We start from the raw sequence: 23864 nt of genomic DNA, 5'->3' as shown, positions 1-23864 counted from the left end.
AATTTTCTATATAGTACGTTACTGGAAAACAGTAAATTTTTTCATAGAACAATATGACTATGGATTTTTAAAGTGGCTAGCTTATAAGCAGCATAAAAGGAGGCAGCAGGATGGGTTATGAAGCCGGGAATTTTGATGTGGTTGTAGTGGGTGCCGGCCATGCGGGTGTTGAGGCAGCTCTTGCGCCGGCGCGGATGGGTGCAAAAACAGCGATGATTACCATCAATCTAGATATGATTGCGTTCATGCCGTGCAATCCGTCAATCGGCGGACCTGCAAAGGGAATCGTTGTGCGCGAAATTGACGCTCTTGGCGGCGAAATGGGACGCAATATTGATAAAACCTACATCCAGATGAGGATGTTGAATACCGGTAAGGGACCTGCCGTACGTGCATTGCGGGCACAGGCCGATAAATTTGATTATCAGAATGAAATGAAGAAGACGCTTGAAAACCAGAAAAACCTCACATTGATACAGGGCATGGTGGAGCGCCTGATTGTAGAAGATGGTGAATGTAAAGGGGTCATTACTCAGACTGGAGCCATTTACCGTGCGAAAACAGTCGTCATCACGACGGGGACGTATATGCGCGGGGAAATCATCCTTGGTGAGTTGAAATATTCAAGCGGCCCGAATAACCAGCAGCCGTCAATCAAGCTTTCGGAGCATCTTGATGAGCTTGGCTTTGACCTTGTCCGTTTTAAGACTGGCACGCCGCCGCGGGTTCACAGCGACACTATTGATTATTCTAAAACAGAAATACAGCCTGGTGATGATGTCCACCGTGCTTTTTCCTATGAAACGACGAAATACATTACGGACCAGCTTCCTTGCTGGCTGACATATACGAATGAGCGTACACATCAGCTGATTGATGACAATTTGCACCGCTCACCGATGTATTCCGGAATGATCAAGGGGACTGGGCCGCGCTATTGCCCATCCATCGAGGATAAGGTCGTCCGCTTCAATGATAAGCCGCGCCACCAGATTTTCCTGGAGCCAGAAGGAAGGAACACTCAGGAAGTGTATGTGCAGGGACTATCAACCAGCTTGCCAGAAGAGGTCCAGCACAAAATCCTACAGACAATCCCTGGTCTTGAGAAAGTCCAGATGATGCGTGCCGGCTATGCAATTGAGTATGATGCGGTTGTACCGACGCAGCTATGGCCGACATTGGAAACTAAATTGATCAAAAATCTTTATACTGCTGGCCAAATCAATGGTACTTCAGGTTATGAAGAGGCTGCCGGACAGGGAATCATGGCCGGAATCAATGCCGGCAGAAAGGCACTGGACAAGGAAGAAGTCATCCTCAGCCGTGCCGATGCCTATATTGGCGTATTGATTGATGATCTCGTGACAAAAGGAACGAATGAACCGTACCGTCTGCTGACATCGAGAGCGGAGTACCGCCTGCTGCTGCGGCACGACAATGCCGATCTTCGCTTAACCGAAAAGGGTTACGAAATTGGTCTGATCACAGAAGAACGATACCAGAAGTTCCTGGCGAAAAAAGAGGCAATCGATGCGGAGAAGAAACGACTTCAGTCCATCATCATCAAACCTTCAGCTGAGGTCCAGGAATTAATCCGTTCGCTGGGCGGCAGTGAGTTGAAAGATGGAATCCGTGCTTCAGACCTCCTGAAGCGTCCGGAAGTTTCATATGAGCATATCAAGCAGCTCGTGCCTGCCGATGGAGAGCTCGATTTCGACACAGAAGAACAAACAGAAATTCAAATTAAATATGAGGGATATATCGAAAAATCACTTCAGCAGGTTGAGAGGCTGAAGAAGATGGAAGATAAGAAAATCCCGGAAAATATCGACTATGATGCGATTTCAGGACTGGCGACAGAAGCGCGACAAAAACTGAAAGAGGTCCAGCCATTGACTTTGGCACAGGCATCGAGAATCTCAGGTGTAAACCCTGCGGATATTTCCATCCTGCTCGTGTATCTCGAACAGGGACGCATTGCACGGATCAAGTAGTAACCATCAGAAAGGGTTGGCTTATGAATACAGATCAATTTAAATCGTTGCTCGCTGAAAAGGGGATTGAGCTTTCCCAGAGGCAAATGGAGCAATATGAAACATATTACCAAATGCTCGTCGAGTGGAATGAAAAAATGAATTTAACTGCGATTACGGAAAAGCCGGATGTGTACTTGAAGCATTTTTATGATTCCGTTTCAGCCGCTTTCTATTTTGATTTCAATAAGCCGCTCGATTTGTGCGATGTTGGAGCCGGTGCCGGCTTCCCGAGCATTCCGATAAAAATTGCTTTTCCAGAAATCAGGGTCACGATCGTCGATTCCCTGAATAAGCGGATCACGTTTCTTGAACAGCTTTCCAAGGAACTGGGTCTCGAGGGAACAACCTTCATCCATGACCGCGCAGAAACTTTCGGGCAAAACCCGGCATATCGTGAAAAATATGAAGTGGTGATGGCGAGGGCCGTCGCAAGAATGTCCGTACTGAGTGAACTTTGCCTTCCTCTTGCGAAAGTAGGCGGAACCTTTATCGCCATGAAGGGCAATCAGGCTGGGGAAGAACTCCAGGCCGGGGAAAAAGCGATCTCCGTTCTTGGAGGAAAACTTGAATCTTCGTATTCTTTCACTTTGCCAGTAGAAAAAAGTGAACGCAATATTTTAATCATAAACAAACAAAAGCCAACACCTAAGAAGTACCCGAGAAAACCAGGGACTCCGAATAAAACGCCAATAGAATAACGATGCTGCTCCTGATCGCGCACCCCTGACGCCCGTCAGGAGTGCAGAGTTTATCGAAATACAGATATCAAACGTGCTGGCTTGCGCTTTTTGTCCTATTTTGAAAAATGATTTTAGTTTATAATAGAGTCTATAAGCAGGAACTTGTCATTTTTATAGAGAATATGTAATAGGGAGTTCATAAAGGTGGTGTAGGGTGATGAAGCCTTCTTTTTCGCGCTTTTTTGGCCTTGGAGAAAAGGAAAAAGAACGGAACCAAGTGGAAGAACCGAACCAAATGGAAGAACAAACGGTTGAGGATTTTGACAACATAGAAAACGAAGAAATCAAAAAAATTCCGATTGACCATATTATTCCAAACAGATACCAGCCAAGAACTGTTTTTGATGATGAGAAGATTGAAGAATTGGCCCGTACCATTCACATACATGGAGTAATCCAGCCAATCGTCGTACGGGAATACGACCAAGATCGATTTGAAATCATTGCCGGGGAACGCCGCTGGCGGGCAATGAAAAAGCTTGAGTGGGAAGAAGTTCCGGCAATCGTTAATAACCTGTCTGATTCCGAAACGGCATCTGTGGCTTTGATAGAGAATCTTCAGCGGGAGGAACTGTCACCGATTGAAGAGGCGATGGCCTATGGGAAATTGCTGGAAATCCATAATCTCACACAGGAAGCATTGGCCCAAAGGCTTGGGAAAGGACAATCGACAGTTGCAAATAAGCTGCGGTTGCTGAAGCTTCCCCAGGAAGTCCAGGATGCACTTTTAAATAAATTGATCACAGAGCGGCATGCACGTTCACTCATTCCATTGAAAAACCCTGAATTGCAGGTACAGGTGCTGGCTGAGGTTATTGAGAAATCTCTCAATGTCAAGCAAACGGAAGAACGTGTCGTCAAGCTCCTTAGTCAAGGGGAAGAAAAACCAAAACCAAAGCGAAAGGCATTCAGCAAGGACATGAGGATTGCCGTCAATACAATCCGCCAATCGCTGAGCATGGTTTCTGACAGCGGCATCAATCTCGACTCGGAAGAAGAAGAGTTTGAAGAGTTTTACCAATTCACAATCCGTATTCCAAAGAAGAAATAACTATTGAAAGTGGGGGACAAGCTGTCTCCTGCTTTTTTGTTTTTTAGCAGAAAGCCCTTATCCCGTTCACATAACGATAACACTCTGGAAACCAATACTAGTTTACTATTTTCACAGTGGTATTACTTTTTCATAAAAATTCTATCAACTGTCAGAATTCATGATAAAATAGAATACATGATTGCTTTTTTCGGCATGGTGCTGGAAAAATCCTTATTTTACGTATGTGCTTGGACAAGCTGAATAGGATTTTTATGGGTTTGAAAGAAGGTGACAATGTGGGGAAAATCATTGCGATTGCGAATCAAAAGGGTGGAGTCGGCAAGACGACGACATCGGTGAATCTCGGTGCATGCCTGGCATACATAGGGAAAAAAGTGCTGCTTGTCGATACAGATCCTCAGGGAAATGCGACGAGCGGTGTAGGCATAGAAAAAGCGGATGTTGAACAATGCATTTATGATGTGCTCGTAGATGATGTGGAAGCGGGCAAGGTAATCCATCCTACCGCGGTTGAGAATCTATATACGATTCCCGCAACTATCCAGCTGGCTGGGGCGGAAATTGAGCTTGTACCTACCATTTCGAGGGAAGTCCGCTTGAAGCGGGCTCTTGAGGAAGTAAAAGACCGATTTGATTATATTATCATAGACTGTCCGCCGTCACTTGGACTATTGACCCTGAATGCTTTGACAGCTTCTGATGCGGTCATCATTCCTGTACAATGCGAGTATTATGCGCTTGAAGGACTGAGCCAGCTTCTGAATACGGTTCGTCTGGTGCAGAAGCATTTGAACCAGGATTTGAAGATTGAAGGTGTCTTGCTGACGATGCTGGATGCACGTACGAATCTTGGTCTGCAAGTGATTGAGGAAGTGAAGAAGTACTTCCAGGACAAGGTTTACCAGACGATCATTCCCAGGAACGTCCGTCTGAGTGAAGCTCCCAGCCATGGAGAGCCAATTATCATTTATGATCCGAAATCCCGCGGAGCAGAGGTTTATTTAGATCTTGCAAAGGAAGTGGTTGCAAATGGCTAAAGGCTTAGGTAAGGGATTGAATGCTTTCTTCAACATGGAAGCGGAAAAGGAAGAAAAAGTCCAGGAAATAAGCATCAAGGAAATCAGACCAAATCCATATCAACCACGAAAAGTTTTTGAACCAGAAGCGATTGAGGAATTGAAGCTTTCAATTCAGGAGCATGGAATCCTCCAGCCAATCATCGTCAGGAAAACGATTAAAGGCTATGAAATCGTAGTTGGGGAAAGGCGTTACCGTGCTGCGAAAGAAGCCAGACTGGAAACCGTACCGGCAGTCGTGCGTGAGCTGAATGAGCAGCAAATGATGGAGCTTGCGGTGTTGGAAAACCTTCAACGTGAAGATTTGAATCCGATCGAAGAGGGAATTGCCTATCAAACTTTGATTGAGAAGCTTAAGCTCACACAGGAAGAGCTGGCGAAAAGACTGGGCAAAAGCCGGCCGCATCTGGCAAACCATATCCGGTTGCTGTCGCTGCCGCCAAAAATCCAGCAGCTTATTTCAGAAGGAAAAATCTCAATGGGGCACGGCCGTGCGCTTCTTGGTTTAAGAAAGAAAGACAAGCTTTCTGTCCTTGTCGATAAAATCCTTAAAGAAGGCATGAATGTACGCCAGCTTGAACAGCTTATCCAGGAAATGAACGAGGTCGTTCCACGTGAAACAAAAACCGAAAAAGTGACCAAGGACGTATTCATCCGCGAGCGGGAAACCTCGCTTCGTGAACGCTTTGGCACCACGGTTAACATCAAGCAATCAAAAAACAAGGGGAAAATTGAAATTGAGTTTTTCTCTAAAGATGATCTGGAGCGAATCCTTGAATTATTAGACAAGCAAAATTCCTAAGCTATCATTTTGATGGCTTCTTTTTTTACATAGGCTTTTCGTGCGTTTTGTTGCTTTCACCCACCCTTATTGCTTTCAACTATTCATCACGGAGTTGCATAGCAACACTTAATGCGAAAAAAGCCTTACATAACTAAAACTGAAAATAGGTGAACAATATGTTTTTACTTGGCACCATGGTGAATGGTTTATTGATCATCATCGGAACCTTATTGGGCAGGCTGCTGACGAAAATACCTGAAAATATGAAAGCCACCGTCATGCATGCCATCGGGCTTGCCGTTATGGTGCTGGGCCTGCAGATGGGCTTTAAGAGCGCCAATTTCCTGATCGTCATCTTAAGTCTGGTAATCGGTGCAGTGCTTGGGGAGGCATGGAAGCTTGAGGATAAGCTGAATGCAGTCGGGGACTGGCTTGAAAGTAAGATAGGCTCAAAAGGAGAGGGCAGCATTTCCCAGGGGTTCGTCACCGCGACGTTGATTTTTGTCATTGGGGCAATGGCGATTATCGGGGCACTTGACAGCGGGATCCGAGGCGACCATGACGTCTTATATACCAAAGCGATCATTGACGGCTTCACGGCACTAATCCTCACTACCACACTTGGTATTGGGGTGCTTTTTTCAGCGATACCAGTCGTGATCTATCAGGGAAGTATCGCATTATTTGCAACGCAAATCGATAAGCTGATTCCGCAGGCATTGATGGACAGCTTCATCCTTGAGCTGACCGCAACAGGAGGGGTGATGATTTTTGCCATCGGTTTGAACATGATTGGCCTGACTAAAATCAGGGTAGCGAACCTCCTGCCCGGCATACTGGTTACAGCTGTACTTGTCATGATTTCGCATTATATGATCGGAGTTTGAAGCGCGAGATCCTAGTTTGCTCTCGCCGCTAAACTCTGGATGCTCTATTGAATGTCATGCTCTTAAAGGTTGTGGATTGCCATTTTGGCATAAAATTACGCCGGGAGATCATCTCCCGGCGTTTTACACTATCGTCATTCCACAACCGTAGGCTGTTCAGCTTCAAGGTCCCAATTCAGCTTTGGCCAATCCTGTTTCCTGGATCGTTGCTGGCTGCTTTCGAAAATGCCGTTCGCAATCGTTTTGGCCATTTTTAGCACGAGATTCAATCTTGTGTTCTGTAAAACGAAGAACTCCATAAAACCGCTGACATTAACAATTCCTGTAATATGCATATCCCCGACTTCCGGCAGTTCCTTGTTCACACCGGCACCTGGCTTGACAGGCCCATTGGCAACCTGGATCGAGCCGACGCTTTTCAAACGTCCAAGACATGCGTCTATGCCGATTATGAATGGATTAAAGTGCTTTTGCTTGATTTCCGTCAGCTTGGCATCCATATTGACAGCATGTATCGGATCATCGAGCGTCCCATACACATGATATGGAGCGATATCCTTTTCTTCCAGCAGTGTTCCAATCAGCGGACCCAATGAATCACCGGTGGAGCGGTCAGTTCCAATGCAGACAAAAACAATGGGCCTGGCACTGAAGTTAGGAAGAAGGTCCAGGATTTCAGAAGCCAGCTTTTCGGCCGCCAGCTCATCCTCATGATTGATTTTCGCCACACTGTTTTTCCGCTCGAAAAAATGGTTTTTGAGATTCATTGGATCAACTCCTTAAAATTCGTACTATCAGTATACGGACTTTTTTTGTAATCTATACATACCTGTAAACAGAAAGATTTAAACAGGGTCTTTTGGAGCAGTGAATCTTTTATAGAGGTATAAGGTCTTATTTTTACCAACGAAGGTTTTTGATGTTATGGGCCCTTTTAAAAAGTGTTGATGTTATATTAATATAATGAAACAATGGAACGGCAACTTCGTCTAAACGGTTGTTGTGTTACTGGACAAACACTCTTCTTTAACTACATTATAAAACTTGTTAAAATGGATGTGTTTGTATGAAATCTTCTACTTTGTTACATAACGTTTGATAGATGGATGAATTTTACGGGCAGGTGAAAAAAATGACGAAAGCAGAAGAGAGTCTGACAAGGACGCAGAAAGTTTTAAATAATATAAGCAATCAACTCACGGACGATAAGCTTTGGTTTGCAATTGGGGAAGGTGTTTTGAAAATCATTGCAATCCTGATCATAACTGGCTTGTTTATCCGAGTCGGAAAGATTGCAATCCGCAACTTCTTTAAGGTCAGGACGAGAGGACCTCTCCGGATTACGGAACGGCGTGAAGCTACCTTAATGAAATTGCTGGAAAATGTGCTATCATATGTTGTCTATTTTATTGCGATTATGTCCATTCTTGCAGCACTGACAATTGATGTAAAGGCGATGCTTGCCGGTGCCGGGATTGTCGGTTTGGCAGTCGGCTTCGGTGCACAAAGTCTCGTGAAAGACATCATCACCGGCTTCTTCATTATTTTCGAAGACCAATTCTCGGTAGGAGATTATGTAAGAATTGGCCAATTTGAAGGAACTGTGGAGGAAATCGGGCTGCGGACGACGAAGATTAAAAACTTTACAGGGGAAATGAATATTTTGCCCAACGGAAGTATCGTGGAAGTCACCAATTTTTCGCTTTATAACAGTGTCGCTGTCCTGGATATCGGCATTGCTTATGAAGGGGATATAGATCACGCAGAAAAAGTCATCCAGGAGTACCTCGAGACAACGACTGAGAAATATCCTGAACTCGTCAAGACGCCAGAGCTTTTAGGGGTTCAGCAATTCGCAGCGTCTGAAGTCATCCTGCGGATTGTTGCGGAAACTCTTCCGATGAAGCATTGGTATATTGGAAGAAAGATGCGCAAGGACATCAAACTAGTTCTTGATGAAAATGGAATTGAAATTCCATTTCCTCGTATGGTCATGTACTCACGCCAGGAAGGCGGAGAGCAGAAAGAATTCGGTAAATAAACAAGGAGGTTTTGAAATTGGAGCACGAGTTTCAACTGAATGATGTTGTTGAAATGAAAAAACCACATCCTTGCGGCACCAACAAGTGGAAAATCATCCGTCTTGGCATGGATATCCGAATCAAATGTGAAGGCTGCGAGCACAGTGTCTTAATTCCAAGAAAAGAGTTCACACGAAAAGTGAAGAAGGTTTTATCGAAGCAGGGAGAATAATCCTGCTTCTTTTTTTATCAATATTGTATTATCCTTAGTATTAAAATTAATGAACGATATAGAGAAGAAGTGGGGAGATGAGGAAATGGCAACAGTACAACATTCAGCCTGTCCGTTGAATTGCTGGGACAGCTGCGGGTTCCTTGTTACCGTGGAGGACGGAAAAGTAACAAAGGTAGAAGGCAACCCCGAGCACCCTATTACCCAGGGCAAAATTTGCGGCCGCGGCAGGATGCTTGAGAACAGGGCGAACTCAGAAGATCGCCTGCTCTATCCACTGAAAAAAATCGAGGGCAGATTCCAGCAGATTTCCTGGGAGCAGGCGTTAGGTGAAATTGCTGAAAAACTGGCCTATTATAAAGATAATTTTGGTACCATTTCCGTTTTACACAGCCACGATTACTCCAACAGTGGTTTGCTTTCCAATTTAGACAGCCGCTTTTTCAATCTTTATGGCGGAGTGACTGAATTGACAGGTTCAATCTGCTGGGGCTCTGGTATTGAGGCACAGAACTGGGATTTCGGTGACGCGTACAGCCATGCACCTGAGGATTTGGAAAATAGCAAACATGTCGTCATCTGGGGCAGGAATGTCGCCCGGACGAATATGCACCTTTTTCAGAACCTCCAGGCAGTGAAAAAAAATGGCACGAAGATATATGTAATTGACCCTATTTATAATGCAACTGCCAAGCTGGCGAATGAATATATCTCCATTAAGCCTGGCTTCGATGGGCTGTTAGCGGCGGGCATCATGAAAGAGTTGCTCCGGATGGAGCTGCAGGACGTTGAGTTTTTGGCAAATCAGACGGTAGGGTTCGAGGACTTGAAGACTCTGCTGGATAGCGTGACGTTAGAATATATCAGTCAAGTGACAGAGGTTCCGGCCGAAATCATTACCCTTCTTGCAGGGGTTTATGCTGACCGCCCGGTTTCCACGATCATGGGCCTTGGAATGCAGCGCTATGAAAATGGCGGCAACACGATTAGACTTCTTGACGCACTGGTCGCTGTCAGCGGCAATATTGGAATTGCGGGCGGCGGAGCCAATTATGCCAACAAACAGGTAGGGCAGAGCTTTGATTATCAGAACATGGCGATGCCTGAACAAAAGAAGGCTTCACGCACGTTCACGATGATGAGGCAGGCCGAGGGGATTCTTACCGCTGTGGATCCAGAAATCAAAATGGGGATCGTCACCTGCGGCAACCCGCTGACGCAGGTTCCTGACACAAATCGGGTTCGGAAGGCATTTGAATCGCTCGAAACTCTCGTCGTGATTGACCAGTTCATGACAGATACAGCCGAACTTGCTGATTATGTTCTACCAGCCGCGACCGCTTTTGAAGTGGAGGATGTATATTATTCGTCGATGTACCATCATTATGTGAACCATGGCCCAAAACTTGTAGAACCGCCGGGTGAGGCCAAGCCAGACGCCTGGATCTGGGAAGAACTAGCAACAAGATTAGGGTTTGGGGACGAATTTAATTTTACCAGAGAAGAATTCATCGGAATGGGGCTTGCAGCTTTGACTGAAAAGGGCATCAGTCTTGATAAAATCCGTGTGGAAAAGTTCGCTGAGCTTCCCGTTGATAAAATTCCCTGGGCAGACAGGAGTTTCAAAACGCCAAGCGGCAAGTATGAATTCACTTCATCCGCCGTTGCGGACGGAAAAATCAAGCTGTCGCTGCCAACCGAAACAAAATGGACCAATTCCGAGCTAGCTGAAAAATACCCGTATACATTGCTGACGATTCATCCGCTGCGTTCAAACCATTCGCAACATTTCCACCTGTTCCAGCCAGAACCATATGTGAAAGTGGAAATCGCCGAAAGCGTCGCTGCCGAAAAAGGCTTGAAAGATCAGGATTATGTGCGGGTATGGAACGACAGAGGAGAAGTGAAAGGGACGGTTTCCATTTTTAAAATGGCCCATCCGGGAACGGTTAATATCGATGAAGGCTTGAGCGCCCGTTTCGGCGGCTCAGTCAACCAGCTGACATCCAGCCGAGAATCAGACAACGGCCTCGGCAGCACCCTTTATGATTGCCTGGTCAATATTGAAAAAGTGGAAAAAGGATGATGGATTGGTTGCCGCACTTTAATAGAGAGTGCGGTTTTTTTAATTTGGGTGGAGAGGATAGCAATCCCAATTTCATGAGGACACCATTCGAGTGGAAAGATACCCTTATGTGGGCAAATCCATCTCTATAAGGGTACCATTCAAGCGGAAAGATACCCTTATGTGGGCGAATCCATCTCTATAAGGGTACCATTCAAGCGGAAAGATACCCTTATGTGGGCGAATCCATCTCTATAAGGGTATCATTCAAGCGAAAAGATTCCCTTATGTGAGCAAATCCATCTCTATAAGGGTACCATTCAAGCGGAAAGAAACCCTTATGTGGGCAAATCCATCTCTATAAGGGTACCATTCAAGCGGAAAGATACCCTTATGTGGGCAAATCCATCTCTATAAGGGTACCATTCAAGCGGAAAGATACCCTTATGTGGGCGAATCCATCTCTATAAGGGTACCATTCAAGCGGAAAGATACCCTTATGTGGGCGAATCCATCTCTATAAGGGTATCATTCAAGCGAAAAGATACCCTTATGCAGTCAATTCCACCTCCATAAGGTCACCATTCAATCAGAAAGATACCCTTATGCAGTCAATTTCATCTCCATAAGGTCACCATTCAAGCGAAAAGATACCCTTATGCAGACGAATTCAGCACTATAAGGTCACCATTCAGGCGGAAAGGACATACATTTCCCCTTCAATAGGGCACCAAGAGGCTTGCTCTTTTTTACAAGCTTGTCTTTTCCCCCTGTAATCTCTATAATTGTGAGAGGAAAAAATCGTTTAGGTGATTCTTGCTTGAATAGATACATTTTTAAATAGAGGAGTGACATGGATGGCTTTAACAGCAGGTATTGTTGGGCTTCCTAACGTCGGGAAGTCAACATTGTTTAATGCGATCACACAGGCTGGTGCTGAATCAGCCAACTATCCGTTCTGTACGATTGACCCGAATGTCGGAATCGTTGAGGTTCCTGATCATCGTTTAACTAAATTGACTGAGCTGGTCCAGCCGAAAAAGACGGTGCCGACTGCTTTTGAATTCACTGACATTGCCGGCATCGTTAAAGGTGCGAGCAAGGGTGAAGGACTGGGTAACAAGTTCCTTTCACATATCCGCCAGGTAGATGCAATCTGTCAGGTTGTCCGCTGTTTTGCGGATGACAATATTACTCACGTTGCAGGTAAAGTAGACCCAATATCTGATATTGAGGTTATTAACCTGGAATTGATTCTGGCTGACATGGAATCTGTTGAAAAAAGAATCAGCCGTGTTGAGAAATTGGCTAAACAAAAAGATAAGGAAGCTTCTATTGAGTTTCCGATTCTGGCACGTTTGCGTGAAGCATTTGAAGCTGAACAGCCAGCTCGCGCAGTGGAATTCACTGAAGAAGAAATGAAAATCGTCAAGCAGCTTCACTTATTGACAATCAAGCCAATGCTTTACGTTGCCAACGTTGGCGAGGAAGATGTCACAGACCCTAGCGGCAATGAGTATGTGCAGAAAGTCCGCGAATTCGCTGAAAAGGACAATGCGGAAGTTATTGTCATCAGTGCGAAAATCGAGGAAGAGATTGCTGAGCTTGAAGGCGAAGAAAAGGAAATGTTCCTTGAGGAGCTGGGAATTGAAGAATCAGGTTTGGACCAGTTGATCCGTGCGGCATACAGCCTGCTGGGACTGGCTACCTACTTCACAGCTGGCGTCCAGGAAGTACGCGCATGGACATTCCGCCGCGGCATGAAGGCACCTCAATGTGCCGGCGTCATCCACTCTGACTTCGAGCGAGGATTCATCCGCGCAGAAACAGTCCACTACGATGACCTTCTTGCAGCGGGGTCAATGACAGCTGCCAAGGAAGCCGGAAAGGTCCGCCTTGAGGGTAAAGAGTATGAAGTGAAAGACGGAGACATCATCCACTTCCGCTTTAATGTATAATCAAAGTCAGTCCTGCCGAGATGCAGGGCTGATTTTTTAAAATTAGCTAAAATTACCTAAAATTAGCTTGGACAAAAATGCGAACATATGTTAGTATTTTCTTATAGAATTCTATGACACAGCAAAAGCAAAAGCAGTTTCATTTCATATTGCGTTGCTTTTGAATAGGTTCTGTGATATAATTTCATCTTGTGAGTAATTAAACAATTACTCCTTGCCCTGTAATGGGGCCGTTTAGACCAAAAGGAGGTGACAGTGATGAGAAAGTACGAAATTATGTACATCATCCGCCCAAACATTGAAGAGGAAGCTAAAAAGGCTCTTACTGAGCGTTTCAGCACAATCCTTACAGACAACGGTGCGGAAGTTGCAGAAGCTAAGGAATGGGGCAAACGCCGCCTAGCTTATGAAATCAATGATTTCCGTGATGGCTACTACCAGCTTGTTAAGGTAAACGCTACTCCGGCAGCAGTTGAGGAATTCTCTCGTCTTGCTAAGATCAACGAAGATATCCTTCGCCACATCGTAATTAAAGAAGAAGAATAATAAATGATATAAATAGAAACTTTCAGCGGAAGGTGTTTCACATGGAACATCCATGCTGGGGGGAAGGAGTTGATTCTGATGATGAATCGTGTCGTTCTTGTCGGCCGTTTGACCAAGGATCCTGAATTACGTTTCACACCTAATGGGGTTGCAGTTGCTACTTTCACGCTTGCGGTAAATCGTTCATTTACCAACCAGCAGGGGGAAAGAGAAGCAGACTTCATTAACTGTGTGGTATGGCGCCGTCCAGCTGAAAACGTTGCTAACTTCTTGAAGAAAGGCAGCCTTGCAGGTGTAGACGGACGTGTCCAGACTCGCAGCTATGAAGGACAAGATGGTAAGCGTGTATACGTTACAGAAGTTCTTGCTGAGAGTGTTCAGTTCCTTGAGCCAAAAGGACAGTCTTCAGACAGAGGGGATAGCGGTTATTCCCGTCAAAATGATCAAGGTTCCCCGTTTGGGAATCAGAATCAACGCCAGAACCAAGGTTATACAAAAGTAGATGAAGATCCATTTGCAGGTGGCGGCCAGATCGACATTTCAGATGATGATCTTCCATTCTAATATAACTCGGACATGAAATATAATACACAAGGAGGGAAATGACCATGGCAATGGGTGGACGCAGAGGCGGACGTGCAAAACGCCGTAAAGTTTGCTACTTCACAGCAAACGGAATCACTAAAATTGATTATAAAGATGTTGATCTTCTTAAGAAATTCATCTCTGAGCGCGGTAAAATTTTACCACGCCGTGTAACTGGAACTAGCGCTAAATATCAGCGTAAATTGACAGTTGCAATCAAACGTTCTCGTCAAATGGCATTACTGCCATACGTTTCAGGCGAATAATGATCGGTTTTAAAAGGCAGCGGGGCTTCCCGCTGCCTTTTATATTACTTTTGCCTTTCTTCCAGCTATAATACCGCTTTGGTTGCTTGTCCGTAATTTACAGGATAAAATAGTTCTTATCGGTTATTTTAGATGTGGCCATGCCCGGAAGTCTTCAGTCTGGAGATGATGTCGGGCATAATCAGGATGCATACGCTTTGAACGCTTGTCAGGGCTATCCAAGGCGCTTAAGCTTTTAGATGAGGTGAAATATGAAAAATACATACAAGCTGACAGAGGGTGCCATCCTGTTGGCGATTTTTGCTGTTTTGTTGTTAATTACTTTGTATATTCCCGGATTGGGAATGGTCGTGAATTTCTTTCTTTCCTTGCCGTTCCTGATGTTCGGGGCTAAGCATGACTGGAAAAGCACCGCTGTCTTTACACTCGCGGCTGTTTTGCTATCGATGATTCTTGGTTCGTTCCTGGCGATGCCGCTGGCTCTAGCTTTTGGAACGACAGGAGCAGTCATGGGGTATATGGTGAGGGAAGGGAAAAGCAGGTTTGCTGTTTATATCGCCGGTTCCGTCGTGTTTCTAGTGAATTTAGTGGCACAATATGCTTTGTCGATCGTTTTATTTAACATCAATTTCATTGATGAAATGGTGACGGTATTCCGTTCCTCTGTTGATCAGGCAATCAATATGCTTGAACAAATGGGCCAGACACCTGATGAGAAGCTTATCAAACAATTTGAAACAATGGTCGATATGATTGAAGTACTTGTGCCAAGCATGTTCGTGATGTCTTCCTTTTTAATTGTGTTCCTGCTTCAGCTTGCTTCATTTCCGTTCATGAAACGGTTTGGCATCAAGGTGCCTGTATGGCGTCCGTTCAGGGAATTGAATCTTCCAAAAAGCATTCTATGGTACTATCTGATCACGATGATCGTTGCATTGGTCATGCAGCCTGAACAAGGGACGTATTGGTTCTGGGTGATATCCAATCTTTCGTTCATCCTGCAAATGCTGATGGTTCTTCAAGGTATCGCGTTCGTTTTTTATTTCACGCATATAAAAGGGTACACGAAAGCTGTCCCCATTATCGTGATAGTCCTGATGTTCCTCCTGCCATTTGTTCTTTATATTGTGAGGATATTAGGTATAATTGATTTAGGATTTGATTTAAGAAAACGTCTAGGAGAGAAGAAGTAATCAGAAACTAACGCTTTAGGAGCTGAGCACATGCCTTCTTATTTAGAGAGGCGGCAAATACGTTATCCATTGTATGGATTGATGGCCGTAACACTGGTGCTAATTGGATTTCTGTCTTTCTATAACTGGATTATAGGGGCTGCAGGGTTCATTCTCACTGGCCTGTTGGTATATTTGATTTTTCAAGTGAATCATAAAATAAAGGAAGAAACGGAAGAGTATATTTCCACCCTTTCTTACCGCGTGAAAAAGGTCGGCGAAGAGGCTTTGATGGAAATGCCGATCGGGATCATGCTAATCAATGATGACTATTATATTGAGTGGACGAACCCTTTCATTGCCTCCTGTTTCAATGAAGACTCGCTTGTCGGAAAGTCACTGTATGATGTAGCCGATGCCGTCATTCCATTGATCAAGCAAGAGGTCGAAACGGAAATCATCACTCTTCACGATCGCAAATTCAGGATCATCCATAAACCTGAGGAGCGGTTGCTCTACTTTTTCGATGTGACCGAGCAGACCGAAATTGAAAAAATGTATCATGATGAACGGACAGTCATCTCGATCATTTATCTTGATAATTATGAAGAAGTGACCCAGGGGATGGATGATCAGACAAAAAGCAGTCTGAACAGTTTGGTGACCTCGATTTTGAATAAATGGGCGACCAATAATGGGGTTTTCCTAAAAAGGGTATCATCAGAGCGCTTTATCGCGGTATTCAATGAGCATATCCTCCGGCTGCTGGAAAAAGGCAAATTCACCATCCTTGATGAGGTAAGGGAGACGACATCAAAGCAAAACGTTCCTTTAACTTTAAGTATTGGGGTTGGCACTGGATATTCTTCTCTTCCTGAGCTAGGTACACAGGCACAATCCAGTTTGGACCTTGCTTTGGGGCGTGGCGGTGACCAGGTGGCAATCAAGCAGCCTAATGGAAAAGTGAAGTTTTATGGAGGCAAGACCAATCCTGTTGAAAAGCGTACAAGGGTAAGGGCACGAGTCATTTCCCACGCACTGAAGGAACTCGTCATCGAGAGTGACAAGGTCTTGATCATGGGCCATAAGAACCCGGATATGGACGCGATCGGTTCGGCAATCGGAATCCTTAAAGTTGCCCAACTGAACAAGCGTGAAGGGTTCATTATCTATAATAAAAACGAGATTGATACAGGTGTACAGCGCCTGATGGATGAGATTAAACAAAACGAAGATCTCTACTCCCGTTTCATCACACCGGAACAGGCGTATGAAATCGCCTCAGATGACACTTTGCTGGTCGTCGTCGATACGCATAAGCCGTCACTGGTGATCGATGAAAAGCTATTGAACAAGATTGAGAATGTCATCGTCATTGACCACCATCGCAGGGGCGAGGAGTTTATCAAAAATCCGCTGCTTGTCTACATGGAACCCTATGCTTCCTCGACAGCAGAACTCGTTACGGAATTGCTTGAATACCAGCCGAAGAATGGAAGAATCCAAATGCTTGAAGCCACGGCTTTACTGGCAGGGATTATCGTCGATACAAAAAGCTTTACTTTAAGGACTGGTGCACGGACATTCGATGCTGCTTCCTACCTGCGCAGCCATGGTGCGGATACCGTTCTAGTCCAGAAGTTCTTAAAAGAAGATATTAATACCTATATTAAAAGAGCAAGAATCATTGAAAATGTTTATTTTTACCGTGACGGCATTGTCATTGCAAAAGGATCGGATGATATTTATTGTGACCATGTCCTGATTGCACAGGCAGCAGACACCCTTTTGACGATGGATGGTGTACAGGCGTCATTTGTTATATCCCGGAGAGCCGAAGCCACGATTGGCATCAGCGCAAGATCATTAGGTGAAGTCAATGTCCAGGTCATCATGGAAAATCTCGAGGGCGGCGGGCATTTGACCAATGCAGCAACACAAATGTATGATCTTTCAACGGACGAGGCAGAAACACTTTTACAAAATGCGATAGATGATTATTTAGAAGGGGGACAAAAAGAATGAAAGTAATCTTTTTGAAGGACGTTAAAGGAAAAGGCAAAAAAGGCGAAATCAAAAATGTGGCAGACGGCTATGCTCATAACTTCCTGATCAAGCAGGGGCTTGCTGTAGAAGCCAATCAGGCCGCAATGAGTTCCCTGAGCGCACAGCAGAAGAAAGAAGAGAAAATGGCCCAGCAGGAGCTTGAGGATGCGAAGGCATTGAAGGAAAAACTGGAAAAAGTAACAGTTGAATTATCTGCAAAGTCCGGTGAGGACGGCCGTCTTTTCGGTTCAATCACAAGCAAGCAAATTGCTGATGAACTGCAAAAAGCGCATAAAATCAAGCTTGATAAGCGCAAAATCGAAATGCAGGATGCTATCCGCACACTAGGATACACAAAAGTTCCTGTAAAGCTTCATAAAGAAGTTCAGGCAACATTGAATGTCCATGTAAAAGAAGGAAAATAATTTACAGTTCCATATAGTCTTAAACATGATAAAATAATATAGTTACAGAAATAGGTGATCGGTTCAGCTGATCACTTTTTTTCAATTACAGTAATTGTGTAAGGGGGCTGGCAGATGAGTGAATTATTCGCGGATCGACTTCCGCCGCAAAATATGGAAGCGGAACAAGCCGTACTTGGTGCAATTTTTTTAGAGCCATCAGCTTTAACTCTTGCTTCAGAAATCCTGTTACCAGATGATTTTTATCGTGTGGCACACCAGAAAATATTCAGCGTCATGCTGGATTTGAATGATAAAGGGAAAGCAATTGACCTCGTGACTGTCACGGAGAACCTGGCATCTTCCAAGCTGATTGAGGATGTTGGAGGGGTCAGCTATCTAAGTGAATTGGCTGCGTCCGTGCCGACTGCAGCAAACATAGAGTATTATGCTAGAATCGTAGAAGAAAAATCGCTGCTGAGAAGGCTGATCCGTACTGCTTCAGGCATTGCTGAAGATGGCTATATGCGTGAAGATGAAGTTGAAGCATTGCTGGCCGAGGCAGAAAAGAACATCATGGAGGTTGCCCAGCGCAAAGGCGGCGGGGCGTTCCACAATATAAAAGATGTCCTTGTCCGGACTTATGATAATATCGAGGAAATGCATAACCGTAAAGGGGATATCACCGGGCTGGAAACTGGTTTTGCTGAGCTTGACCGTATGACCGCCGGTTTCCAGCGGAATGACCTGATCATCGTGGGTGCCCGTCCTTCTGTTGGTAAAACAGCGTTCGCCCTGAACATCGCCCAGAATGTTGCGAAAAAGACAGGGGAGAATGTCGCGATTTTCAGTTTGGAGATGGGTGCGGAACAGCTTGTCATGCGTGTACTCTGTGCTGAGGGAAATATTGATGCCCAGAGACTGCGTACTGGATCCCTAAATGATGAAGACTGGGGCAAGCTGACGATGGCAATGGGCAGCCTGTCCAATGCAGGGATTTTCATTGATGATACCCCGGGTGTCAGGATTACTGATATCCGTTCCAAATGCCGCCGTCTAAAGCAGGAACAAGGTCTTGGCATGATCATGATCGACTACTTGCAGCTGATCCTTGGAAGCGGCCGTGCTGGCGAAAACCGCCAGCAGGAAGTATCGGAAATCTCACGTTCCCTCAAGCAGCTGGCACGTGAACTGCAGGTTCCAGTCATCGCCTTGTCGCAGCTGTCCCGTGGCGTGGAACAACGTCAGGACAAGCGTCCGATGATGTCCGATATCCGTGAATCCGGATCAATCGAGCAGGATGCCGATATCGTTGCGTTCCTGTATCGTGATGATTACTATGATAAGGAATCCGAAGACAAGAATATCATCGAAATCATCATTGCCAAGCAGCGTAACGGCCCGACAGGAACCGTGAAGCTAGCCTTTGTAAAAGAATACAATAAATTCGTCAACATTGAAAACCGATATGACGAATCGTACGCTCCACCCGGGGCATAATGAGAATTGACCAGTTTGGTTAATTCTCTTTTTTTTATCTTTAATCAATTATTCAAGTTAATTTTACGAACGAAAGAATTGTTATATAAATTTAATGTTCGTGTTTTATTGACTTACCCCCATGATTACTGGTAAACTTTATATGTTTCAAACGGAAAAATAACCGTATTACCTTTGGAGGTGCTTTTTATATGTCATCCGTAGTAGTAGTTGGAACACAATGGGGAGACGAAGGAAAGGGAAAAATCACAGATTTCCTTTCAGAAAATGCCGAAGTGATTGCCCGTTATCAGGGGGGAAACAACGCAGGCCATACAATCAAGTTCAATGGTGAAACATATAAACTGCATTTGATTCCATCAGGAATTTTTTATAAAGAGAAAATCAGCGTCATCGGAAACGGAATGGTTGTCGATCCAAAAGCACTTGTAAAGGAACTTGCCTATCTTCACGATAAGGACGTCTCCACTGACAATCTTCGAATCAGCAACCGCGCCCATGTTATCCTGCCATATCATCTGAAGCTTGATGAAGTGGAAGAAGCAAGCAAGGGTGCCAATAAGATTGGCACGACAAAAAAGGGGATCGGCCCAGCGTACATGGACAAGGCTGCCCGTATAGGAATCAGGATTGCTGACTTGCTGGATCGTGAAGTATTTGAAGAAAAGCTTACCCGCAACCTTGAAGAAAAAAATCGCCTCCTTGAACGCATTTATGAGACAGAAGGATTCAAGATTGAGGACATTCTGGATGAGTATTATGAATATGGCCAGCAAATTAAGCATTATGTTGTTGACACTTCCGTCGTTTTAAATGATGCATTGGACGAAGGCCGCCGAGTGCTGTTTGAAGGCGCACAGGGAGTAATGCTTGATATCGACCAGGGTACATATCCCTTTGTTACCTCTTCCAATCCAGTTGCTGGCGGAGTGACAATCGGGTCTGGAGTAGGGCCAACGAAAATCACTCATATTGTAGGTGTTTCCAAAGCCTATACGACTCGCGTAGGTGATGGTCCGTTCCCAACTGAACTGGACAATGAAATTGGAAACCAGATTCGTGAAGTAGGCCGCGAGTACGGGACAACGACAGGCCGCCCGCGCCGCGTTGGCTGGTTCGACAGCGTCGTCGTCCGCCATGCCCGCCGAGTCAGCGGAATCACGGACCTATCCTTGAATTCCATCGATGTTCTGACTGGGATTGAAACGCTTAAAATTTGTGTGGCCTATCGCTATAAAGGTGAATTGATCGAAGAGTTCCCTGCAAGCCTGAAGGCACTCGCTGAATGCGAACCAGTCTACGAAGAACTGCCAGGCTGGACCGAAGACATCACAGGCGTGAAGTCACTCGATGAACTGCCGGAAAATGCAAGACACTATCTCGAACGCATTTCACAGCTGACAGGTATTCCATTATCTATTTTCTCAGTCGGTCCAGACCGCACCCAGACAAACGTCGTGCGCAGCCCTTGGAGATCATAATTTAGCTAAAAATAAGCCCCTGATCATGGAGATCGGGGGCTTATTTTATTGTTGCGGCCGGTTTTCCAGCCGTTTTCCAAGTCGCGGAATTATGGGTTGAATTCACGGAATTAATGTGTGATTCCGCGGGAATGCCAGTCTGACTCGCGGGAATAGTCCATATGTTCGCGGAATTAGCCAGTAACTATGTAATTTTCGAGCAAGAAAAATTCAAATTCAGAAGAATTACTACTGAATTCGAAGGGGAATTGCAGGATAAAAGAAAAAAGTAAAAAAAGTTTATAAAAAATATATACAAAAGACAAATTGCTATGGTAATATAAACAACGTTGTCACTAATTCGACAAAAAATGATAAACATTTATAGGAGCCATTAGCTCAGTCGGTAGAGGGTTGCTAACTTCACTGAAAATGCTTCAGCGGCAACCTGCGAGAAATACCGAAGGTCTTTTGAGCACAGGTTCCACCTCCAACCCAGTTAAGGGAGTAAGATTATATAGCGAGCCATTAGCTCAGTCGGTAGAGCATCTGACTTTTAATCAGAGGGTCGAAGGTTCGAGTCCTTCATGGCTCACCATTGCTTTTTCAGGTCAATCATTTTGGTTGCTATTTTTATATGGCCCCTTGGTCAAGCGGTTAAGACACCGCCCTTTCACGGCGGTAACACGGGTTCGAATCCCGTAGGGGTCACCTTATTACATATTTAATTGAATAGTATTATGGCTCAGTAGCTCAGTCGGTAGAGCAGGTTGCTCACATCCTCGACTAAGCTCCAGCGGCAACCTGCGAGAAAGACCGGAAGGTCATTCGAGCAAAGGACTTAATCAACACATAGTTTAGGGAACATAATATCATCTTGGCTCAGTAGCTCAGTCGGTAGAGCAAAGGACTGAAAATCCTTGTGTCGGCGGTTCGATTCCGTCCTGAGCCATTAAAAAAGGGAGCGTGTCTAAAGACATGCTCTCTTTTTTTTGTAATACTTTTGTAATAAAGTCGGTAATCTTCCTATTATTAACATGTTTGTATTGGATTTAACAAGAAGGTTCAAAAACTTTCATTTAAAAGTAGGGGAATACCCTGATATTACTAGGTTTTTGGCTTATTTTGTGCGTGGAAGATAGGAAAATAGATCGATGCAAAATGGCATTTATCTGACAAAAAACGTAATAAAATGTCAGCTATTATACATTTTTGTTACATAATGAAGACTAATCTTCCCTGCGAGACATTATATGGTAAAGTATAAAGGTACAATTATCAGATAATAGTTATATAGAACTAGACTAATAGTGTTTGACCGTTGTAGGAGGATCAGGATGAATAATTTAAAACATAGGCTGTCCAATCTTGCCGGCAAAACATCTAAAGAGATGAAGCCAGCAATAAAAAAGTCAATCATGGCTGCGGTTACTGTAGCTGCATTGTCTTTTGGTGCGGGAAATGCGGCACATGCGGCAGAATCTAAATTAACAACAACGACCGTATTTTACGTATATGTAAATGATAAATTTGTAGGAACTGTAGCAGACAAAACGCAAGTGGAGAAACTGGTTGAAGCTGAGTTAGCAGCTGCCAAGAAGGATTATGCGGACCTGGATGTCGATCTAGGGGTAGATGTATCTTATATTCCTGAGCAAGTGTTCAGTTCTGCAAAAGACTCCAATACAAGTGAAGTATTGGCTGAACTTAAGAGCCAGATTAATGTCCAGGCAGATGCTTCAGCTTTAGTGATTGGTGACAAACCTGTTGCTTATCTAAAAGACCAGGAAGCAGCTGATGAAGTACTCAAAACCTTAATGCTTGAATACATTACCAAAGAAGAGTTGGCTGAAGTGGAGAGTAAAAAAAATTCTCCTAATCTACCATTACTCGAAGTAAAAGAAAATGAAACTCGTTTATTAGACGCTAGTTTTACCCAGGAAGTTTCACAATCAAAAGAAAAAGTTGCTCCTGAGAAGATACTTTCTGTTAAGGAAGCTGTAGAGCTACTTAAAAAAGGTACTCTTGAAGAACAGAAGTATCGGGTTAAAGAAGGAGATGTATTGGGAAGCATTGCAAGTGACCACAATCTGGAGCTTGCCCAGTTGCTTTCATTAAATAAAGGGTTGGATGAAAATTCCGTCCTTAAGCCTGGTCAAGAGCTGAATGTAACTGTTTTAAAGCCTTTCGTTGAAGTAGTTGTCGACCGTCAAGTATATGCTAAGGAAGAAGTGGCTTTCGAAAAAGAAGTCATTGAAGATCCTGCAATGCCTAAGGGTGATACTAAGAAAAAGCAGGAAGGCAAAGTTGGTATGAAGGGCATCACCTACTCACTGACTGAACAAAATGGCAGGGTAATCAAGAAGGAAGTCATCAAAGAATCTGTACTTGAGGAGCCTGTGAAGGAAGTTATCGTCAAAGGAACCAAGGTTATGCCTTCCCGTGGAGACGGTACATTTGCATGGCCGACGAATGGCGGTTACATCTCAAGCCGTCAGGGTTACCGCTGGAGCAGGATGCACAAAGGTATCGATATCGCTAGGCCGAGTAATTACACAATCAAGGCAGCGGATAACGGAACCGTAGTATATGCTGGCAACAAGGGCGATGGATATGGCAATAAAATCATTGTCGATCACAATAACGGCTACCGTACTATGTATGCTCACCTTGCATCCATCTCTGTAAACGTAGGTCAGACAGTTGCTCGCGGTTCACAAATCGGTGTTATGGGAAGAACGGGGAATTCCACTGGTATCCATCTTCATTTTGAAGTTTATCAAAACGGCAGGATTATTGACCCGTTGTCTAAATTAAGTAGATAAAATTGAAACATATAAAAAGGTCTCTAGCCAAACTAGAGACTTTTTTTATTACAGGTCCTCTTTGGTATAGTACTGATATAAGCCAGTTATTTTAATGTTATGGGCAGGATTGGTACAATTGGGAAGAGAAGAATAGAAGTTGTATAACAGAAAAATTCAGTTTTTCTCTGTTTTACAGTAAAATAGATAAGATAGCACTTTTAAAAA

At 44.4% G+C, this 23864-nt stretch carries 20 protein-coding genes and 3 tRNA genes; 22 read left to right on the top strand and 1 reads right to left on the bottom strand.

Features of this window, described 5'->3' with window-relative positions; translation table 11 throughout:
* Nucleotides 1-110: 110 nt before the first annotated feature.
* From mnmG to M3593_RS14735, 6 genes are all read left to right on the top strand, one after another.
* Nucleotides 111-1994, top strand: a complete 1884-nt coding sequence (gene mnmG, locus M3593_RS14760) for a tRNA uridine-5-carboxymethylaminomethyl(34) synthesis enzyme MnmG (RefSeq protein ID WP_251542416.1) — start codon at nt 111-113, stop codon at nt 1992-1994.
* Between the two features lie 23 nt (nt 1995-2017).
* Nucleotides 2018-2734, top strand: coding sequence for a 16S rRNA (guanine(527)-N(7))-methyltransferase RsmG (rsmG, locus tag M3593_RS14755; protein ID WP_251542418.1), 717 nt, complete (start codon nt 2018-2020; stop codon nt 2732-2734).
* A 199-nt stretch (nt 2735-2933) separates the two neighbouring features.
* Complete coding sequence (noc, locus tag M3593_RS14750; protein WP_251542800.1) at nt 2934-3827, top strand: nucleoid occlusion protein; 894 nt, start codon at nt 2934-2936, stop codon at nt 3825-3827.
* Nucleotides 3828-4105: 278 nt separating this feature from the next.
* A complete protein-coding gene (locus M3593_RS14745; RefSeq protein WP_144479437.1) occupies nt 4106-4867 on the top strand; it encodes a ParA family protein in 762 nt (253 codons plus the stop codon).
* A complete protein-coding gene (locus tag M3593_RS14740) occupies nt 4860-5708 on the top strand; it encodes a ParB/RepB/Spo0J family partition protein (protein WP_251542420.1) in 849 nt (282 codons plus the stop codon). The genes M3593_RS14745 and M3593_RS14740 overlap by 8 nt, the downstream gene beginning before the upstream one ends.
* A gap of 158 nt (nt 5709-5866) precedes the next feature.
* The gene (locus M3593_RS14735; RefSeq protein ID WP_251542422.1) at nt 5867-6577 is read left to right on the top strand and encodes a DUF554 domain-containing protein; all 711 of its coding nucleotides are present in this window, start codon (nt 5867-5869) and stop codon (nt 6575-6577) included.
* Between the two features lie 134 nt (nt 6578-6711).
* Here M3593_RS14735 and yyaC read toward each other — a convergent pair whose 3' ends face one another.
* On the bottom strand, nt 6712-7344 hold the full coding sequence (gene yyaC / locus M3593_RS14730; RefSeq protein ID WP_251542424.1) for a spore protease YyaC: 633 nt from the start codon (nt 7342-7344) through the stop codon (nt 6712-6714).
* A 365-nt stretch (nt 7345-7709) separates the two neighbouring features.
* On the opposite strand from yyaC, the gene M3593_RS14725 reads away from it, so the two are divergent.
* The 16 genes from M3593_RS14725 to M3593_RS14650 all read left to right on the top strand — a co-directional run bounded on the left by M3593_RS14725 (nt 7710) and on the right by M3593_RS14650 (nt 23657).
* A complete protein-coding gene (locus M3593_RS14725; RefSeq protein WP_186326821.1) occupies nt 7710-8618 on the top strand; it encodes a mechanosensitive ion channel family protein in 909 nt (302 codons plus the stop codon).
* Nucleotides 8619-8635: 17 nt separating this feature from the next.
* A complete protein-coding gene (locus M3593_RS14720) occupies nt 8636-8830 on the top strand; it encodes a DUF951 domain-containing protein (protein WP_079505969.1) in 195 nt (64 codons plus the stop codon).
* A gap of 85 nt (nt 8831-8915) precedes the next feature.
* The gene (locus M3593_RS14715; RefSeq protein ID WP_251542426.1) at nt 8916-10916 is read left to right on the top strand and encodes a molybdopterin-dependent oxidoreductase; all 2001 of its coding nucleotides are present in this window, start codon (nt 8916-8918) and stop codon (nt 10914-10916) included.
* A gap of 836 nt (nt 10917-11752) precedes the next feature.
* Nucleotides 11753-12853, top strand: a complete 1101-nt coding sequence (ychF, locus tag M3593_RS14710) for a redox-regulated ATPase YchF (protein WP_144479425.1) — start codon at nt 11753-11755, stop codon at nt 12851-12853.
* 258 nt (nt 12854-13111) lie between these two features.
* Nucleotides 13112-13399 carry a 30S ribosomal protein S6 gene (gene rpsF, locus M3593_RS14705; protein WP_144479423.1) on the top strand — a complete coding sequence of 96 codons (288 nt, stop codon included), beginning with the start codon at nt 13112-13114 and terminating at the stop codon, nt 13397-13399.
* A 78-nt stretch (nt 13400-13477) separates the two neighbouring features.
* A complete protein-coding gene (ssb, locus tag M3593_RS14700) occupies nt 13478-13963 on the top strand; it encodes a single-stranded DNA-binding protein (protein ID WP_144479421.1) in 486 nt (161 codons plus the stop codon).
* Nucleotides 13964-14013: 50 nt separating this feature from the next.
* Nucleotides 14014-14250: a 30S ribosomal protein S18 gene (gene rpsR / locus M3593_RS14695; RefSeq protein WP_079507585.1), complete on the top strand. Its 237-nt coding sequence runs from the start codon at nt 14014-14016 to the stop codon at nt 14248-14250.
* 251 nt (nt 14251-14501) lie between these two features.
* Entirely contained in the window at nt 14502-15443 is a 942-nt protein-coding gene (locus M3593_RS14690) for a YybS family protein (protein ID WP_144479419.1), read from the top strand.
* Nucleotides 15444-15473: 30 nt separating this feature from the next.
* Nucleotides 15474-17447: a DHH family phosphoesterase gene (locus M3593_RS14685; protein WP_144479417.1), complete on the top strand. Its 1974-nt coding sequence runs from the start codon at nt 15474-15476 to the stop codon at nt 17445-17447.
* Nucleotides 17444-17893 carry a 50S ribosomal protein L9 gene (gene rplI / locus M3593_RS14680; protein ID WP_144479415.1) on the top strand — a complete coding sequence of 150 codons (450 nt, stop codon included), beginning with the start codon at nt 17444-17446 and terminating at the stop codon, nt 17891-17893. Before M3593_RS14685 ends, rplI begins: the two co-directional genes overlap by 4 nt.
* 114 nt (nt 17894-18007) lie before the next feature.
* Entirely contained in the window at nt 18008-19372 is a 1365-nt protein-coding gene (dnaB, locus tag M3593_RS14675) for a replicative DNA helicase (RefSeq protein ID WP_144479413.1), read from the top strand.
* A gap of 191 nt (nt 19373-19563) precedes the next feature.
* Nucleotides 19564-20853, top strand: coding sequence for an adenylosuccinate synthase (locus M3593_RS14670; protein WP_144479411.1), 1290 nt, complete (start codon nt 19564-19566; stop codon nt 20851-20853).
* A 501-nt stretch (nt 20854-21354) separates the two neighbouring features.
* Nucleotides 21355-21430, top strand: a tRNA-Lys gene (locus M3593_RS14665).
* A 41-nt stretch (nt 21431-21471) separates the two neighbouring features.
* Nucleotides 21472-21543: transfer RNA gene (locus tag M3593_RS14660), tRNA-Glu, on the top strand.
* Nucleotides 21544-21711: 168 nt separating this feature from the next.
* A tRNA-Phe gene (locus M3593_RS14655) sits at nt 21712-21784 on the top strand.
* Nucleotides 21785-22169: 385 nt separating this feature from the next.
* Complete coding sequence (locus M3593_RS14650) at nt 22170-23657, top strand: peptidoglycan DD-metalloendopeptidase family protein (protein WP_251542428.1); 1488 nt, start codon at nt 22170-22172, stop codon at nt 23655-23657.
* Nucleotides 23658-23864: the final 207 nt, after the last annotated feature.

This window comes from Mesobacillus sp. MER 48 (genome assembly GCF_023714225.1).
In the GTDB taxonomy this organism is placed as follows: domain Bacteria; phylum Bacillota; class Bacilli; order Bacillales; family Cytobacillaceae; genus Mesobacillus; species Mesobacillus oceanisediminis_A.
This window is presented reverse-complemented; position numbering and strand designations above follow the sequence as displayed.